17 protein-coding genes are annotated in these 16,847 nt (G+C 65.8%); 5 read left to right on the top strand and 12 right to left on the bottom strand.

Going from position 1 to position 16,847, the window contains the following annotated elements; all coding sequences use genetic code 11:
* Positions 1–11 precede the first annotated feature (11 nt).
* The 9 genes from L0D16_RS01360 to L0D16_RS01320 are packed head-to-tail and all read right to left on the bottom strand — an operon-like array spanning position 12 to position 8,393.
* A complete protein-coding gene (locus tag L0D16_RS01360) occupies positions 12–1,022 on the bottom strand; it encodes an ABC transporter substrate-binding protein (protein WP_243029547.1) in 1,011 nt (336 codons plus the stop codon).
* Positions 1,023–1,035: 13 nt separating this feature from the next.
* A complete protein-coding gene (locus tag L0D16_RS01355; protein ID WP_243029546.1) occupies positions 1,036–1,809 on the bottom strand; it encodes an ABC transporter permease in 774 nt (257 codons plus the stop codon).
* A complete protein-coding gene (locus tag L0D16_RS01350) occupies positions 1,796–2,569 on the bottom strand; it encodes an ABC transporter ATP-binding protein (protein WP_243029545.1) in 774 nt (257 codons plus the stop codon). The genes L0D16_RS01355 and L0D16_RS01350 overlap by 14 nt, the downstream gene beginning before the upstream one ends.
* Positions 2,566–3,114, bottom strand: a complete 549-nt coding sequence (locus L0D16_RS01345; protein WP_243029544.1) for a peroxidase-related enzyme — start codon at positions 3,112–3,114, stop codon at positions 2,566–2,568. The genes L0D16_RS01350 and L0D16_RS01345 overlap by 4 nt, the downstream gene beginning before the upstream one ends.
* Positions 3,108–3,917, bottom strand: coding sequence for a cyclase family protein (locus L0D16_RS01340; protein ID WP_243029543.1), 810 nt, complete (start codon positions 3,915–3,917; stop codon positions 3,108–3,110). The genes L0D16_RS01345 and L0D16_RS01340 overlap by 7 nt, the downstream gene beginning before the upstream one ends.
* Positions 3,918–3,971: 54 nt before the next feature.
* On the bottom strand, positions 3,972–4,769 hold the full coding sequence (locus L0D16_RS01335) for an ABC transporter permease (RefSeq protein WP_243029542.1): 798 nt from the start codon (positions 4,767–4,769) through the stop codon (positions 3,972–3,974).
* On the bottom strand, positions 4,762–5,697 hold the full coding sequence (locus L0D16_RS01330; RefSeq protein ID WP_243029541.1) for an ABC transporter permease: 936 nt from the start codon (positions 5,695–5,697) through the stop codon (positions 4,762–4,764). Before L0D16_RS01330 ends, L0D16_RS01335 begins: the two co-directional genes overlap by 8 nt.
* Positions 5,698–7,182: an ABC transporter substrate-binding protein gene (locus L0D16_RS01325; RefSeq protein ID WP_243029540.1), complete on the bottom strand. Its 1,485-nt coding sequence runs from the start codon at positions 7,180–7,182 to the stop codon at positions 5,698–5,700.
* A 53-nt stretch (positions 7,183–7,235) separates the two neighbouring features.
* Complete coding sequence (locus L0D16_RS01320) at positions 7,236–8,393, bottom strand: M20 family metallopeptidase (protein WP_243029621.1); 1,158 nt, start codon at positions 8,391–8,393, stop codon at positions 7,236–7,238.
* A 56-nt stretch (positions 8,394–8,449) separates the two neighbouring features.
* Between L0D16_RS01320 and L0D16_RS01315 the strand changes: the two genes are divergently transcribed.
* Complete coding sequence (locus L0D16_RS01315; protein WP_243029539.1) at positions 8,450–9,244, top strand: SDR family NAD(P)-dependent oxidoreductase; 795 nt, start codon at positions 8,450–8,452, stop codon at positions 9,242–9,244.
* Positions 9,245–9,380: 136 nt separating this feature from the next.
* Here the strand turns inward: L0D16_RS01315 and nagA are convergent, their stop codons facing one another.
* The 3 genes from nagA to L0D16_RS01300 are packed head-to-tail and all read right to left on the bottom strand — an operon-like array spanning position 9,381 to position 12,172.
* Entirely contained in the window at positions 9,381–10,448 is a 1,068-nt protein-coding gene (gene nagA, locus L0D16_RS01310) for an N-acetylglucosamine-6-phosphate deacetylase (protein ID WP_243029538.1), read from the bottom strand.
* A gap of 9 nt (positions 10,449–10,457) precedes the next feature.
* Positions 10,458–11,498 (bottom strand): anhydro-N-acetylmuramic acid kinase, encoded by a 1,041-nt coding sequence (locus tag L0D16_RS01305; RefSeq protein ID WP_243029537.1) that lies wholly within the window; start codon positions 11,496–11,498, stop codon positions 10,458–10,460.
* Positions 11,495–12,172, bottom strand: coding sequence for a GntR family transcriptional regulator (locus L0D16_RS01300; RefSeq protein ID WP_243028834.1), 678 nt, complete (start codon positions 12,170–12,172; stop codon positions 11,495–11,497). Before L0D16_RS01300 ends, L0D16_RS01305 begins: the two co-directional genes overlap by 4 nt.
* 53 nt (positions 12,173–12,225) lie before the next feature.
* Between L0D16_RS01300 and L0D16_RS01295 the strand changes: the two genes are divergently transcribed.
* The 4 genes from L0D16_RS01295 to L0D16_RS01280 are packed head-to-tail and all read left to right on the top strand — an operon-like array spanning position 12,226 to position 16,845.
* Entirely contained in the window at positions 12,226–13,206 is a 981-nt protein-coding gene (locus L0D16_RS01295; RefSeq protein ID WP_243029536.1) for a serine hydrolase domain-containing protein, read from the top strand.
* On the top strand, positions 13,203–14,063 hold the full coding sequence (locus L0D16_RS01290; protein WP_243029535.1) for an N-acetylmuramic acid 6-phosphate etherase: 861 nt from the start codon (positions 13,203–13,205) through the stop codon (positions 14,061–14,063). Before L0D16_RS01295 ends, L0D16_RS01290 begins: the two co-directional genes overlap by 4 nt.
* On the top strand, positions 14,060–15,571 hold the full coding sequence (locus L0D16_RS01285) for a glycoside hydrolase family 3 N-terminal domain-containing protein (RefSeq protein ID WP_341474610.1): 1,512 nt from the start codon (positions 14,060–14,062) through the stop codon (positions 15,569–15,571). The genes L0D16_RS01290 and L0D16_RS01285 overlap by 4 nt, the downstream gene beginning before the upstream one ends.
* Positions 15,568–16,845, top strand: a complete 1,278-nt coding sequence (locus L0D16_RS01280) for an ABC transporter substrate-binding protein (protein WP_243029534.1) — start codon at positions 15,568–15,570, stop codon at positions 16,843–16,845. The genes L0D16_RS01285 and L0D16_RS01280 overlap by 4 nt, the downstream gene beginning before the upstream one ends.
* Positions 16,846–16,847 lie beyond the last annotated feature (2 nt).

Below are 16,847 nucleotides of genomic sequence, written 5' to 3'. Positions count from 1 at the left end.
CCTATCGCATTCTAGCGCTTGGGCACCCGGTCCACGAACTCGTTGGTGTAGGTGCGCTTGAGGTCGATCTTGGCCCGGGCTACGTTGGGGTCGAAAGCGGAAAGTACGGTAAGAGGCCGTAGGGGAGCGGTGTCGCTGAACCGCCCTGTGGGCGAGAAGGCTTCCAAGGAGTTTTTGAGGACCTTGAGGTACAGAGCCCGGTCGCCCAGGAAATACTCCTCCGGCAGGACGGCGGCGATTTCCTCAGGGGTCTTGCCCTGCATCCACCTCAGGCCCCGCACCATGGCGTTTACCAGGCGCTGGGCCGTGTCGGGGTTGCGGTCCAGCCATGCCCGGGTGGTGTAGAGGACCGCGGCAGGATATTCTCCTCCCAGTACCTCCCGCGTACCCTTGGTGCTACGGGTATCCGCCAGCACCTTGATGAGGCCCCGTTCCTCTAAGAGGGTGATGGCAGGCTCCACGTTGGAAAGGGCCTCCACCTGCCGGTTCTGCACGGCAGCTACGGCCTGGGCTCCCACGGAGACGCCGATTACCGATACGTCTGCGGGTTTAAGCCCGTTTTTTACCAGGAGGTAGTTGAGGAAAAAGTGCGTGGAGCTACCCGGGGCCGTGACCCCCACCTTCCGGCCCTTGAGGTCGGCGATGCTCCGGACCTGGTCCGCCAGGTCGGTGCGCACCCCCAGTACGATGGCCGGGTACCGCCCCACCTGAACGAAGGCCACGATATCCCGACCCTGGGCCTGCATCTGGATGGTGTGGTCGTAGAAGCCCATCACCACCTCCACGCTCCCTCCCACCAGGGCCTGGAGGGCCCTCGAGCCCGCCTGCAAGTCCTGGATCACCACGTCCAGGCCCTCCTCCTTAAAGAATCCCAGGCGCTCCACCACGGTGAGGGGCAGGTAGACCACCGCCGTCTTTCCCCCCACCCCCAGGACCACCCGCTTAGGAGCAGCCTGGGCTTCCGCCAAAGACATCCCTAGGGCCAGGAAGCTCACCAGCGCTGTGAGAAAAAGCCTTTTCATACCACCTCCTCCTTTATCCTTGAATCCCTTCCGCCTTGGGGTGCCAGCGGACCAGCCGTTTTTCCACCTGGCCCACCAGGGCATCCAAGACCAGCACGAAAACCATCAGCACCACCATGCCAGCGAACACCCCCGTGGTGTCAAATACCCCTTCCGCCTGGGCGATGACGTAGCCCAGGCCGGCGGCGCTCCCCAGGTACTCCCCCACCACGGCCCCGATCACCGCGAAGCCAATAGAGGTTCTCAGGCTTGAGAAGATCCAGCTGGCTGCGGCCGGGAGGTATACGTGGGCAAGAAGATGACCAGACCGGGCCCCGAGAAGCCGAGCATTCTGTAGGATTACGGGGCTCACCTCCTTGACCCCCTGGTAGGTGTTGAAGAAGGCCACGAAGAAGACCAGGGTGATGCCCAAGGCCACCTTGGAGAGCACCCCTAGGCCGAACCAAAGGGTGAAGATGGGGGCCAGGACCACCCGGGGAATGGCGTTCAAGGCCTTGATGTAAGGGTCTAGGACGGCGGCTACGCTGGGGGCCAGGGCCAGCCAAAGCCCTAGGACCACCCCAAGGAGGGTTCCGAAGAAAAAGGCCAAGACCATCTCCAGGGTGGTGATGTAGAGGTGGGGGTAGATCTCCCCTGTGCTGAGCCAGCGCCAGATCCTTCCAGCAATATCCGAGGGTTTTGAGAAGAAGAAGGGGTCCAGGCGGCCGGTCCTCGAGGCCCACTCCCACCACAACAGCAGGAAAAGGAGCAGGCCCGCTTGCCAAATCCTTAATCTAAGCCCCCGCATGGGCCCGCATCACCTCCCCCCTTAAAAGCTCCCAGATCTTCCGGTGCAAGCGCAAAAACTCGGGCGTGAGCCGGATTTCCGCCACATCCCGGGGCCGGGGCAGGGGGATGGGAAACTCCCCAATGACCCGGGAGCGGGGCCCCGCCGACATCACCACCACCCGGTCGGCGAGGGCGATGGCCTCCTCGAGGTCGTGGGTGACGAAGAGCACCGTCTTGCGGTCCTCCTGCCAGAGCCTCAGGAGCTCGTTTTCCATGAGCTGCCGCGTCTGCACGTCCAAAGCGGAAAAGGGCTCGTCCATGAGGAGGAGTCTGGGATTGGCGATAAGCACCTGGGCCAGGCCTACCCGCTTGCGCATCCCCCCGGAAAGCTGGTGGGGGTAGTGGCGGGGAAAGCGGCCCAGGCCCACTTTCTCCAGCCAGGCTTGGGCCCGTTCCCGGGCTTCCCGCCACGGCACCCCCCGGAAGACCAGGGACAGGGCGACATTGTCTAGGGCCGTCTTCCAGGGGAGGATGGCGTCCTGTTGGAAGAGGTAACCAGCAACGGGGTTAAGCCCCCGAAGGGGTTTCCCGTTCAGGAGCACCTCCCCTTCGCTGGGAGCGAGAAGTCCTGCTGCCACGTTGAGAAGAGTGCTTTTGCCACAGCCCGTGGGGCCCACTAAGCTCACGAACTCCCCAGGGGCAAGGCCCAGGCTCACCCCTTCCACAGCCACATAGGGACCAAAGCTGACGGAGACCTGGCGGAGCTCCAGAAGCCTCATGCGTAGTATTCGGGGTTGGGCTTTATGCCCACAGCGTTCAAGAGCCGGTTGGTGAAGTTGAACATGGCTGCCACCTCTACCGCCTCCAAGATGGCTTCGTCGCTTAGGCCTGCTTCCCTAAGGGGGGCCAGATCCCCTTCCGTCATGGCGTAATGCTCGTGGGTGATCTTCAGGGCAAGTTCAACGAGGGCCCGCATCCTCGAGGGCATCTCCGCTCGGCGGGGGTTGGCGGCCAGGACCTCAGGAAGGACGGGGTCCCCAGTGAGGTCCTCTAGATAGCGCTTGTGGCTGGCCACGCAGTACTCGCACCGGTTCTCGCCACTGATGGCCACCGCCATGGCCTCCCGTTCCTCCCGGGAGAGGAGGCCCTCCCCCCGCATGAGGGCGTCGTAGTAACGGAACCAAAGGAGAAACCGTGGGCTTAAGGCAAAGGCCCGGGCCACGTTGGGCACAAACCCCATCTTTTCTTGAAAGCGGGCGAAGAGCTCCCGTACCTCCGGGGCAAGCTCCTTCTCCTCAGGAACCCGAAGCCAGGAGATCACCATACCGCCACCGCCCGCACCGGGCCACCCGAGGCCCCCCGGTGCTTAGGAGCTCCCACGAAGATGAGGGCCCCCGCTGGGGGCACCTGGGCCAGGTTGGCCAGGTTTTCTAGGCCATATTTCCCTGCGCCCAGGAGGATCAGATGGGCCTTGAAGTCCTTGGAGGGACCGTGGTCCAAGGAAAGCGTATCCACCCCAACCCCCACGATCTCCCGCTGTCGCACCAAGAACTCAGCTGCCTCCGGGGAGAAGCCGGGGAAGTGGAGGGTACCCGCGGCGTCTTGGTTCAAGAAGGCCTTGGGGTCACGCCAACGGGCTTCCCAGCCCGAGTGCATGGCCACCAGGGCCCCTTTGGGCAGGCGGCCGTGCTGGCGCTCGTAGGCCAGGATGTCGTCCACGGTCACCTGGGCATCGGGGTCCCGGGCGGCCCTCTCGTGGATGTGGATCACCGCCAGGGGAGCGATAAGGGTCTCCACGGGTAGCTTCTCCGCGGTAAGCCCCCCTTCCGCAAAGTGGGCGGGGGCATCCATATGGGTTCCCGAGTGCTCCCAGAGGTCAATGCGGTTACCGTAGTAGCCGTTTTGCCGCACCGTGACCAAGGTGGTGATGCGCATGGGCTCGGCCCCGGGGAAGAGAGGGATCTCCGGGGAAAGCTCGTGGGTGAGGTCCACCGCCCGGCTAAAGGCTCGGCCAGGGACAGGGGCCTGGGCCAGGGAGCGGCTGGCCAGAAGGGCAAGCCCCGCACCCAAAAGCGCCCTGCGGGAGATCTCCTTCGCCACCGCCTCCATTACCAGAGGAGCGCACATGCTTGCCTCCTTTCGGGCAAAAACTACCACATTCCCGCAAAGGTATGCAAGTGTCTAACGCCGGGGATCAAGGCGGTCACGAAGCCCATCCCCGAGGAGGTTAAAGCCCAAGACCGTCAAGGATAGGGCCACTCCCGGGACCAGGGCGGGGTATGGGGAAAGGGGGAGGAAGCCCTGGGCCTCCCTTAGCATGCGGCCCAGGCTAGGGTTAGGGGGTTGGACCCCTAGGCCCAGGTAGGAAAGGGCGGCCTCGGCCAACAAGGCAGCGGCGAAGGCCAGGCTGGCCTGGACCAGGAGGGGTCCTAGGAGGTTGGGAAGGAGATGGCGGAAGACCACCCGCCCTGGGCCGGCTCCCAAGGCCAAGGCGGCCTCTACGAAGGGGGTGGTTTTTAAGCTCATGGCTCCCGCCCGGGCCACCCGGAAGAAGGCAGGCACCATGGAAAGCCCCACCGCCAGCATGCTGCTAACCATACCGGGCCCCATGAGGGCGGCGAAGAGGAGGGCGAGGAGCAAGCCGGGGAGGGCGTAGAGGGCCTCCATGAGAAGGCTTAAGATGCCGTCCCAGTAACGGCCTAGGTACCCCGCAAGAAGGCCCGAGACCACTCCCAGAGCGAAGCCCACGGATACGGCGATACCCCCCACCACAAGGGCATTCCTGGCTCCGTGAAGAAGCCGGGCCAGAAGGTCCCGGCCCAGGGGGTCGGTGCCCAGGGGATGGCTGGGGGAGGGGGGAGCAAGGCGGTGGAGGAAGTCGGGGGCGTTGGGGTCCACGGGGTAGAGGTAGGAGGCCAGGGCCATGAGGAGGAAGAGGCCCACCAGGAGGCTGCCTATAAAGAGGCTTGGGCTACGCATACGCCACCCGTGGGTCCAAGAGGCCGTAGAGGAGGTCCACCAGGAGGTTGAAGAGGACGATGAGGGCCGCCATGACCAAAACCAGGCCCTGGAGAAGGGGGTAGTCGCGGGCCTCGAGGGCGGTCAGGGCCAGGCTCCCCATCCCCGGCAAGGCGAAGACCACCTCCACCACCACCGCTCCCGTGAGGAGAAACCCTCCCTCCAGGCCCAGCACGGTGACCAGGGGAAGGCTTGCCGGCTTTAGGGCGTGCTTGAAGAGCACCCAGGTCTCGGGGACCCCCTTGGCCCGGGCGGTGCGGATGTAGTCCTGGCCCATCACTTCCAGAAGGCTCCCCCGGGCCATGCGAAAGAGGATGGCCGCCCGGGAAAGGGCCAGGGTGAGGGCGGGGAGGAAAAGGTGGCGCAGGGCTTCCCATGGATTGGAAAACCCTGGGAAGCCGCTGGCGGGGAAGAGGGGCAGGTGCACCGCCAGGGCGTAGAGGAGGACCACCCCCAGGAAGAAGGTGGGTACGGACTGCAAAAGGGCCATGAGGCCGGTTAGGGCCAGGTCCCAAAAGGGAAACCGAAGGGCCAACAGGGCCAAGGGTAGGGCGAGGAAAAGGGCGCCACCAAGCCCCAGGAGGACGAGGCCCAGGGTGAGGGGAAGCCTTTCTTCCAGAAGCTCACCCACGGGCTTTCCGTAGCGGATGGACTCCCCAAGGTCTAGGCGGAGGGTGCGGGTGAGCCAGTCCGCATAGCGTTCCCAGGGAGGTTTGTCCAAGCCGAGGGCCCGTTCCAGGGCTTGGCGAGCGGCTGGAGACGCCTCGAGGCCCAGGATGGCCTGCACCGGGTCCCCCGGGAGGAAGAGGAGAAAGAGGAAGACCAGGCTGGAGGCCAGCCACAAGGTGGCCAGGGCCAGGAGGACCCGCCTCAGGAGAAAGCTTCGCATCTAGCGGCTCAGGTAAACCCGGGTCACGTTGAGGCTCGGGGTGGGCTGGTTCTGCCACCAGCCCACGACCTCCTTGCGCATGGCGGCGATATAGGGGGCGTTCATCACCCATAGGTTCACCGCGTCCTGGGCCAAGAGACGTTGCATCTCCTTCATGATCTCGCAGGCCCGTTTGGGATCGGGGGTGCGCAGGTACCGGGTGTAGAGCTCCCGGAAGCGGAGCGAATCATAGCGGAAATAATAGTTCGGGTTGGCGTAGATGCCGATATCGTGGGGCTCGGAGTGGCCGATGATGGTCATCTGGTAGTCGGCCCCCCGGAAGACCCGAGAAAGCCAGGTGGCCCACTCCACCACCTCCAGCCTTGCCTGGATCCCGATCTGGGAGAGCTGGGCGGCGATGGCCTCGCCAAGCCGCCTCTCATAGGGGTAGGGGGCGGCTAGGGTGAAGGTGAAGCGCAAGGGGTTGTTGGGTCCATACCCTGCCTCTTGCAACAGGGCCCGGGCCTTTGCCGGGTCGTAGGGGTAATAGCCGGAGAGGTCCTCGTAGCAACTTTCCCCGGGAGAGCGGTGGCTGCCAATGGGGGTGCCATAGCCCAGCATCACCCCTTCCACCAAGGCCTTTTTGTCCACGGCATGCTGGATGGCCCGCCGCACCCGGAGGTCGTTGAAGGGCGGGCGACCATTGTTCATCCCCACGGTGATCTCCGTGGTGGTAAATCCCGTGACCACCTTGAAGTTGGGGTCTCGCTGGAGCACCAGGGCGGCTTCCGGGCTCACCCCCAGGCCGATCACCTGGATGTCCCCGGCCCTGAGGGCGGCGAGCTGGGCGTTTGGATCGGGCATGAAGCGGAAAAAGACCCGGTCCAGATAGGGTAGGCCGGGTTCGTAGTACCCTTCAAACCGCTCCAGCCGCACCCCTACTCCCCGTTCCCAGGCCACGAACCGGAAGGGCCCGGTGCCGATGGGCTGAGTCCTCTGCTCCTCCATCCGGCCCTTGGGTCCGATCACCGAGTCCGGCCGGGCCAGGTTGAAGAGGAAGTCCTGGTTGGGCTGGCGAAGGCGGAAGACCACGGTGTAGGGGTCCTTGGCCTCCACGCTTTGGATGTCCTGGTAGTACTCGGGGTGGGTGTGGCCGGACTTGGGATCCCGGGCGCGGTTGAACTTGAAGACCACATCCTCGGCGGTGAAGGGGGCACCGTTATGGAAGCGCACCCCCCGGCGCAGGTGGAAGGTCCAGGTGAGGCTGGAGGGGCTTCCCTGCCAGCGCTCGGCCAAAGCAGGAACGATCTCCCCCTTCTCGTTGAACTTGACCAAGCCCTGGAGGACGTTGTCGTAGAGCATGCGGGGGATCTCCTGGCTGGTGGAGGCCGTGGGGTCCAAGACGGGAGGCTCGGCCAGGATGGCCACCCGAAGCTCTCCTCCACTCGGCTGGGCCAGGGCCAGGCCTAGGCTAACCAGCAGGAACAACTGCAATCGCTTCCTCATGTTTTCCCTCCCTCTCCTCATGCTATGCTCGGGGGTTCCCATCCCCGAGGTACCTACTCCAGATAGAGTACCGCCAAGGCGGCATAAACCCGGGCGGCTTGGACCACCTCCTCCAGGTCCACCCACTCGTCCACCTGGTGGGGCAGGGTTTTCCCGCCAGGGCCCATGACCACCACGGGAAGGCCCGCCCAGGCCCGGAGGAAGGTACCGTCCGTGGCCCCTGGCACCCCGCCGTAACGCAGGGGGAGTCCAAGAAGCTTTAGGGCCTCCTCCGCCGCCTGAACCAGGGGATCCTCCTTCGGTGTCTCCACGGGAGGACGGTCCTCCAAGACCTCCACCTCGGCTTCCGCCAAGGCCTGGATCCTGGCCACCAGTTCTCCGTGGTCCAATCCTGGCACGGTGCGCACGTCCAGGACTACCTCCGCCTGGACGGGGATAACGTTCAGCTGCCCTTCGCCGGCGCTGGCCAGCACCTGGGTGGGGGTAAGGTAGGGGGGACCGAGGAAAGGATGGGAAAAGGTTTCCTGAAGTTCTAGTTGTAAGGCTTCTAGCTCCAAGATGAATCGGGCAGCCTTGGGAATAGGGTTCTCCCCCGCATAGGGCATGGCCCCGTGAGCCATTTTTCCGAGGAAAGGGAGTTTTAGGCGCAGGGCGCCCTTTTGCCAAAGGCAGATCTCCATCTCCTCGGGCTCGGCCACCAAGGCCCCCCGGAAGCCGCGGGCCAAGCCTTCCTTTAGAAAGGCCTTTACCCCCAGCATCATCCCTTCCTCGTCGGCCAGGGCGGCTAGGCGCAGGGGGCGTTTTAGATGGCCTAGGGCCCGTTTCACCGCCAATAGGGCCCCCACCAAGGCGGCTAGGCCCCCTTTCATGTCGCAGGCCCCTCGGCCGTAAAGCCGCCCTCCCTCCACCACCCCGGCATAGGGAGGGTGGCGCCAAAGCCCTTCCTCCCCGGGGGTCACCACATCCGTATGGCCCTCCAGGATCAGCCCTCCTTCCCCTTCCCCCAGATCGGCCATCAGGTTGGGCCGGCCGGGGGTTACCTCCTGCCGAAAGGGGTGGAGGCCCCGTTCCCTTAGGTACTCTTCCAGAAAGGCCACCACTCCCTCTTCCCCAGGGCCCGGGTAGTGGCTGGGGATCCGTACCAGGCTGCGAAGGAGGTCGACCACCTCCCTTTCCTCCACCGCTTCGGCTGCCAGGAGGGCCTTTTCCATAGGCTTCATACCGATTATACCGCGGTATGCTGGGGCCAAGGAAAGGAGGAAAAGGCATGAAGGACTACCGGAACCTCTTTAACCTTGAGGGGCATGTGGCCTTGGTGGTGGGTGCAGCCTCCGGGATCGGGCGGGCTTCAGCCGAGGCCTTGGCGGCCTTCGGAGCTAGGGTGGTGTTGGCGGACCGGGATGAGAGGGGCTTGGAGGAGGCCTTGAGGGCCATCCATGACCAAGGGGGTAGGGCGGAAGGGCACGTTCTAGACCTAATGGACAGGGAAGGGGCCAGGCGGCTGGTGGAGCAGGTGTACCAGAGCCATGGCCGGTTGGACACCCTGGTCTCCACCCCGGCCGTCAACGTGCGCAAGCCCCTTTTGGACTACGCTGATGAGGAGGTGGACCGGGTGGTGGACCTCAACCTAAAGGGGACCCTAAGGCTTCTGCGGGCTGGGGGGCAGGTGATGCGGGAGCAGGGCGGAGGTAGCCTCATCGCCTTCGCTTCCATCCGGGCCGTGGTGGTGGAGCCAGGACAGGGGATCTACGCCGCCACCAAGGCGGGGATCCTCCAGATCATGCGTACCCTGGCTGCCGAACTTGGGCCCTTTGGGGTGCGGGCCAACGCTGTGGCCCCTGGACCCATAGAAACCCCCCTTACGGCCCCCATCAAGGCGCACCCGGACTGGTACCAGGCCTATGCGGAGAAGACGGCCCTCCGGCGCTGGGGAAAGCCCGAGGAGGTGGCCATGGCCGTGGTGTTCCTGGCCTCCCCGGCCTCCAGCTACGTCACCGGGACCCTCTTCCTGGTGGACGGGGGGTGGACAGCGGTGGATGGGCGGTTCAGCCCGCCCCTTTGATACCACCCCACCAGGTGGGGACCGGGGCATTCCTCCTCCGGGCCCCGACCTCGAGCACCCATGGAGCAAGGTATAGCGAGAAAGAGCATGGCCTTCTGAGGGACGAACTAAGGGATGCGTTGTACCCAAGGGGAAGCTAGACCAGCCTTTGTCCTCCCAAGTAGACCTCCAGCACCTTAAGCCCCTGGTCCAGCACCACCAGGTCCGCCCGCTTGCCGGGGGCGATCTCCCCTCGGTCAGAAAGGCCCAGGTAACGGGCTGGGTACCAGGATAACCTCCGGGCGGCTTCTTCCAGGGGTATCCCCCAGGCCACCAGGTTCCTTAGGGCCTGGTCCAGGGTGAGGGTGCTCCCCGCCAGGGACTCGCCCAGCCAGACCCCCTCTTTCCGCTTCTCCACCCGGTGGGCTCCCAAGGGATAGGTGCCGTCCGGCATCCCCGCTGCCGCCACCGCATCGCTCACAAAGTAGAGGCCAGGGATAGCCTTTAGGGCCACCTTTAAGGCAGCGGGGTGGACGTGGAGGCCATCGGGAATGAGTTCCGCCCACCCGCCTCGTTCCAGGGCCAGGCCCACTACCCCGGGGGTGCGGTGGTGGAGGCCGGTCATGGCGTTGTAGAGGTGGGTGAAGCCCAGGGCCCCGGACTCCAGGGCCGCCAAGGCCTCCTCGTAACCGGCTTCCGTGTGCCCCAGCTGGACCCGCACCCCCCTTTCCGCCAAGAAGCGGACGAGCCCCAGAGCCCCGGGAAGCTCCGGGGCCAGGGTTACCACCCGTACAGGGGCTAGGGAGAGGAGGAGCTCGGCCACCTCCCTGTCTGGGGGGAGAGGGAAGGGGGGCTGGGCCCCCAGGCGGCCTGGGCTGAGGAAAGGACCTTCTAAATGGGCTCCCAGAAGGGCTTCCCCTAGGGGACCTTCCATGGCCTCTCGGATGCCTCTAAGAGCCTTTTCCAGCGACCCTAATGGGGCGGTCACGGTGGTGGCCAAAAGGCCGGTGGTGCCGTGGCGGAGGTGGAAGCGCACCGTGGCCTCCACGCCCTCTGGGCCCTCCATCACCTCCCTGCCTCCTCCCCCGTGCACATGGAGGTCCAGGAAGCCGGGTAGGATGAGGGGGCCGTCCACGGGGGCCTCTTCTATGGCCTCAATGGCCTCGGAGAAGTGGAGGCGGCCGCGCAGGAAGCCCTGAGGGGTAAGGATGTAACCTTGCAGCATGCCTTTCTCCTAGCCTGGGTACACCACCTGGCCGGCCCTTAGGTTACGGCCACCTGTAGCCCGGCCCAGGACGTTGACCTCTCCTTGGGCATAGAGATAACCCAAAAGGGCGAAGGCCAAGGCCTCCCTTACCTTGGGGTTCCCCATGACCTCCACGGGAAGCTCTTGGGAGAGAAGCCCCACCAGAACCCGGTTCCTGGCCCCGCCCCCCGCCAATAGAACCCGGTCCACCCTGCCCACGAACCGGCGGTAGGCTTGGAGGATGCTTCTGGCGGTTAACTCCAAAAGGGAGCGGAGGAGGGCCCCGGCTTCCTGGGGGAGGGGGGAGAGGTTCCCAAGCCGCCAGACCTCCCGCCCCGTGGTCTTGGGAGGCGGAAGGGAGAAATAGGGATGCCGGAGCCACTGGGCCAGGGCTTCCTCGTCGGGGGTGGCCCTTTCCGCTAGGTCCACGGCTTCTTCCAGGGGGAGGCCCAGGGTCTGGACCCCCTCATCAAAGAGGCAGATCCCAGGGCCGGTGTCAAAGGCCAGTAGGGAGTCCGGATCCTTTCCCCGGAAATAGGTCAGGTTGGAGATTCCCCCAAGGTTGTGCACCGCCTTGCGCTTGCCTGCCTCCCCGTAGAGGAGGAGGTCTGGGTAGGCCACCAGGGGAGCCCCTTGGCCCCCTGCGGCCAGGTCCATGCTTCGGAAGCCGTAGACCACGGGCACCCCTAGGCCCAGGGCCAGGTGGCTGGGCTCCCCAAGTTGGAAGGTGGCCCTCGGGGGCTCGTGCCACACGGTCTGGCCCGACAGGGCTACCAGCTGGGCTTTGCCCTTAAAAGGAAGGGCGGCCTCCAGGTAGAACCGGCCCAGGTCGTGGTGGAGGAGGGCGATTTCCCGGGTGTCGGCCTGGCGCATGGCCCGAAGCACCCGGGCCCGTAAGTCCTGGGGGTAAGCCACCTCCCGGTGGTCCAGGACCCGGTGGGCCACCTCTGGAGGGGAGCCGGAAAACTCCGCCAGGACCAGGTCCACCCCGTCGGCGCTGGTTCCCGACATGAGGCCCAGTACCCTCATGAGAGCTCCACCAGGAGTTCGTACCGATCCGCCCGGTACCAGCTCTTCACCCGTTCTACGGGCCTACCGTCCTCCAGATAGCTTACCCGTTCCAGGTGGAGCAGGGGGCTTCCCGGCTCCACTCCAAGAAGCCTGGCTTCCTCCCGGGCGGCCACCGCACGCAGGCGTTGGAGGGCCCGCACGGGCCTCAACCCTTTGGCCTCGAGGGCCCGGTACAAGGAGCCCTCCGGCGGTTCCGCCAGGGCCCAAGCGGGCAAGGTGGCCCGCTCCAGGGCCATGGGTTCCCCGTCCGCAAGCCTCAGGCGGAGGAGGCGGAGCACCTCCTCCCCCGGGGAAAGCCCCAGGGCCATGGCCTCTTCCGGGGCCGCGGGACCTTTTTCCACCCCCAGGACCTCGGTGCTGGGCTTCATGCCCAAGGCTTCCATCTCCTCGCTAAAACCCCTAAGGCGGGTGCGGAAGGTGGCCCTTTTGGCCACGAAGGTGCCGCTCCCCTGCCGGCGCACCACCAGGCCTTCCTCCTCCAGAAGGTCCAAGGCTTTGCGCACGCTATCCCGGGAAACCCCGAAGGCCTCGGACAGGGCCCGTTCCGGCGGAAGGGCGTCCTTGAAGTTGCCCTGAAGGATACCCTCCCTTAGCCGCCGGGCCAGTTCCAGGTACAGGGGGCCGTGGGCCATGGCCGCATTGTACCACTTGCCTACCAATAGCAGGCCGTTATACACTTGGGGCTATGCGGGCCAGGGCCCTCGTGGAGGAGGCTGTAGCCAAGGGTATGGTTCCTGGCGCGGCCCTCGGGGTGGTCCATGCCGATGGCCGAAGGGAGACCCTTCACCTGGGGTGGGCCCAAAGGGTACCCGAACCGGTGCCCCTGGAAGAGGGCTTCTACTTTGACCTGGCCAGCCTCACCAAGCCGCTTTTCACCTTGCGGGAGGTGCTGCGGGCGGTGGAGGAGGGGCTTTTGGATCTGGATGACCCCCTTTCCCAGCATCTTCCCGAGATGCTTTGGCTCAAGGACCACCCCCTCAAGGGGGTGAGCGTGCGGGCGCTTTTGGCCCATGCGGCGGGCCTCCCGGCCTGGGAGGCCTTGTACACCTGGGGGGCAGGGGAAGGTCTAAGGGCCCGGGTGCTCCAGCACCCTTGGCCCTTGGGGGAACCGGGGTACTCGGACATCGGGTATATCCTCCTAGGTCTTCTCCTGGAACGTTTGCGGGGCAAGCCCCTTGCGGCTTTTCCCTTACCCGAGGGTCTCAGCTTCTCCCCGCCTCCCGAGCGGAGCGTGGCCACGGAGCTTTGTCCCTGGAGGAAGCGGGTGCTCCGGGGGGAGGTGCACGATGAAAACGCCTTTGCCCTTGGGGGTGCGGGGGGCCACGCGGGGCTTTTCGGCACCCTGGGGGGCGTTCTGGACCAGCTGGCGGCCATCCTCCAGGGCACCTGGCTTTCCCGGGCTGCCTTGGAGGAGATGCAAAGGCCCCACGGGGAGCGGCTTCTGGGCTGGGAGAGGAAACGGCCTGGTTGGCATGGGGGAAGCCTGGCGTCGGAAAGGGCCTTTGGCCACACGGGCTTCACGGGGGTGGGGGTGTGGGTAGACCCTGAGCGAGGGTATGCCTGGGCCCTCCTCACCAACGCCATCCACCCCACCCGCCACCGCCCTTCCCTCGCCCCCTTGCGCCGGGCGGTGGGGAATGCCTTGGCGGCGGAGGTGAGGGGATGACGGAGCAGGTGGCCCGGCGGTACCAAGACCTGGACCTATGGCCGGCGGAGGAGGTCCTCGAGGCCCTCTTTGAGGCCCAGCTCCGGGCCGTCGCCGCCATAGGGCCAGCCCTTCCCGCCCTAAGGGAAGGAGCGGCGGCTGCGGCAAAGCGGCTGCGGGCGGGAGGCGTCTTGGCCTACGCCGGGGCTGGGACCAGTGGGCGACTGGCCGTGCTGGACGGGGTGGAGTTATGGCCCACCTTTGGCTTTTCCCGGGTGCGCTTCCTCCTGGCCGGAGGGGAGGAGGCCCTTCTTAAGGCGGTGGAAGGGGCCGAGGACCGGTATGAGGAAGGCCTAGCCCAGGGCCGAAGCCTGGGGAGGGGGGACGTCTTGGTGGCGGTGGCGGCGAGCGGCCAGACCCCCTTCACCCTGGGGGCCCTCAGGGGAGCCAAGGAGCAAGGGGTCCTTACCGTGGCCTTCGCCAGCAACCCTGAAACCCCTTTGCTTGCGGAGGCGGACCACCCTGTTCTCCTGGACACGGGCCCTGAGCCCGTTGCGGGAAGCACCCGGCTGGGGGCCGGCACCGCGCAAAAGGTGGCCCTCAACCTCTTCTCCACCTTGGTCATGGTGCTCTTAGGTAGGGTCTACGGAAACCGCATGGCCCGGATGCGGGTGCAGAATCACAAGCTCCGGGAGCGGGGGGTGGGCATGGTGCGGGAGATGGCGGGGGTAGGGGAGGAGGAGGCAAGGGCGCTCCTCGAGGCCTACCCCGACCCGGCCCTGGCGGCCTTGGTGGCCTTGGGAGTAGAGCCCGAAAAGGCCTTGGCCTTGCTGGAGGAAAAGGGGGTCCGGGGGGCTTTGGCGGAGGTGGGGAGGTGAGGATTTTGGCCCTCTTGGCCGGTATGGGAATGGCGGCGGCCCAGGCGGGAAGTTTTCTCATCGTGAGCTTTAGGGGGGAGGAGGTGCCGGCCAAGCTCATCCGGGAGGTGCGGCCGGCTGGGGTGATCCTCTATCCTTCCAACCTGCGCCGGGATCCCCAAGGGGTGGTGGCCCGCCTTCGCGCCCTGGACCCCAACCTCCTCCTCCTGGTGGACCAGGAGGGAGGACCCTTCACCAGCTTTCGGGAGGGGGTGGTGCGCTTTCCCTCGGCCATGGCCCTTTCCGCCAGCGGGGATGAGGGCTTGGTGGAGCGGGTGGGCTGGGCCTTGGGGTGCCAGGTGCGTCGGCTGGGAGCCGATGTGAACCTGGCCCCGGTTTTGGATGTGAACACCAACCCCGATAACCCCATCATCGGTCTCCGCTCCTTCGGCGCTGACCCGGAGCGGGTGGCCCGTATGGGTTTGGCCTTTGCCCGGGGGGTGCTGCGCTCCGGGGCGAAGCCCGTGGGCAAGCACTTCCCCGGGCATGGGGACACGGGGGTGGACTCCCACCTGGACCTGCCCCGGGTGGACAAGCCCAAGGAGGCCCTGGAGAAGGCGGAACTCCTTCCCTTTCGCCGCTATGTGGCCGCGGGGATGCCCGCCCTCATGACCGCCCACATCCTCTTCCCCAGCCTGGACCCCCGGTACCCCGCCACCCTTTCGGCCAGGATCCTCAGCGGCCTGCTCCGCAAGGAGATGGGCTTTTCTGGGGCGATCCTTACCGATGACCTGGCCATGGGGGCCATTCGGCGCCACTACGGGGCGGGGGAGGCCGCGGTCCTGGCCGTGAGGGCGGGGGCCGACCTCCTCCTTCTGGAGCCCGATGAGGCGGCGGTCCGGGAGGTGTATGCCCGGTTATCTAGGGCCCTGGGCAAGGAGATCCCCTTCTCGCGGGCGGAGGAGGCCAGGAAACGGGCCCAGGCCCTTAGGGCGGGCCCGGGGGAATGCCCCTTCTCCCCCAGGGAGGAGGAGGCTTTGGCCCTCGAGGCGGCCCGGCGGGGTGTGGTGCGCCTCTTCGGATCCCTTCCCATCCCGGGGGAGGGTACCTTGGTCCTGGGCCTAAGGCTTTCCGACCGGTACGGGGCCGAACCCACCCTGGCGGACCTGGCCCCTCAGCACCTTCCCGGAAGCCGCGGGCTCAACCTTTCCGAGGACCCCACCCCGGCGGAGATCCAAAGGGCTCTGACGGAGGCCAGAAAGGGGGAGCGCCTGGTGGTTTCCACCTACCGCTGGCTTGGAGGATTCAAGGAGGGGCAAAGGGCCTTGGTCAAGGAGCTTTTGGCCCTTGGCAAACCCCTTTACCTGGTAGCCTTGGGCAATCCCGACGATCTCCGCTTCCTCCCCGGGAGGCCTGCGGGCTACCTGGCAACCCACGGCTACCGCGCGGTCCAGGTCCGGGCCGCGTTGGAAGCCCTCGCAGGGGTCTACGCCCCTACGGGGCAATGGGTGTACGGAGGTGCGCCATGAAGAAGTGGTGGACGGTGGTTTTGGTTGGGCTTTTGGGCCTAGCCTCCGCCCAGAAGCTGGTCCTGGCCAGTTGGGGAAGCCAGGAGGAGATCAAGGCTTACCAGGAAGTGCTCAAGGTCTTCCAGGAGAAGCACCCGGGCATCCAGGTGGAGTACATCAACATCCCCTCCGGGGAGTACCTGGCCAAGATCACCGCCATGATGGCGGCCGGTACCCCGCCGGATGTCTTTTTCCTCAACAACATTGACTTCCCGGGGATGGCCTCGAGGGGTGTCCTGGCTCCCCTGGACGCCTTCATCCAACGGGACAAGTACCCCACCGCGGATATCTTCCCGGGCATCCTCAAGGCCTTCCAATGGGAGGGGAAGCAGTACGGACTACCCCGGGATGTGTCTAACCTGGTGGTCTTCTACAACCGGGACCTTTTGCGGCGGGCGGGCCTCCCTGATCCCAAGCCCGACTGGACCTGGGAGGACTTCCTCCGTTACGCTAAGGCCCTAACGGTGGAGAGGGAAGGCAAGCGGGTGCAGTGGGGGGTTTCCTTCCAGACCTTCTACCTCTTCTGGCAGCCTTGGGTGTGGAGCGCCGGCGGGCGGTTTTACTCCGAGGACCACAGCCGCTTTCTCCTGAACAGCCCGTCTTCCCTGGAGGGCTTGCAGTTCTATCTGGACCTCCGCTACCGGCATCGCGTGGCCCCTACCCCCGAGGAGGCCCAGGACCGGGGGGCCTTCACCATGTTCCTCAATGGCCAGACGGCCATGATCGTGGACGGGCGCTGGCGGGTGCCCACCCTGAAGGCCCGGGCCAAGTTTGACTTTGATGTGGTGCCCTTCCCCCGGGGTAAGGCGGGGAGCATCGTGGACATAGATGGCTCCGGTTGGGTGATGGCCGCCGGGACCAGAAACCCCGAGGCGGCCTGGAAACTCCTCTCCTTCCTGGCGGGCCCCGAGGCCAGCCGCCTCTTCACCAGGACCGGGCTCATCATCCCCGCCCGGGGGGTGGACGTGAGGAACGTGGAGCGGAGCATCCAGAACCTGCGGGATTTCTTCGTGCCCCCGCCTCCTAAGAACCAGCAGTACTTCCTCACCGTAAACCGTACGGCAAGGCCCACGGAAACCTTTGAGCGCTGGAACGAGGCCTTGCAGCTCATCAACAAGGCTTTGGAGCCCGTGTGGCAAGGTAAGGCTGAGCTGAAGGCGGCCCTGGACGGCGTGGCCCCTCAGGTGCAAAGGATCCTGGACGAGGTCCAGGCCGAGCGGAAGAGGAGGCGGTAAGA

It is taken from the genome of Thermus altitudinis, assembly GCF_022760835.1.
Classification (GTDB): Bacteria; Deinococcota; Deinococci; order Deinococcales; family Thermaceae; genus Thermus; species Thermus altitudinis.
The sequence above is the reverse complement of the archived record's forward strand: the minus strand, read 5'-3'. Positions and strand labels throughout refer to the sequence as shown.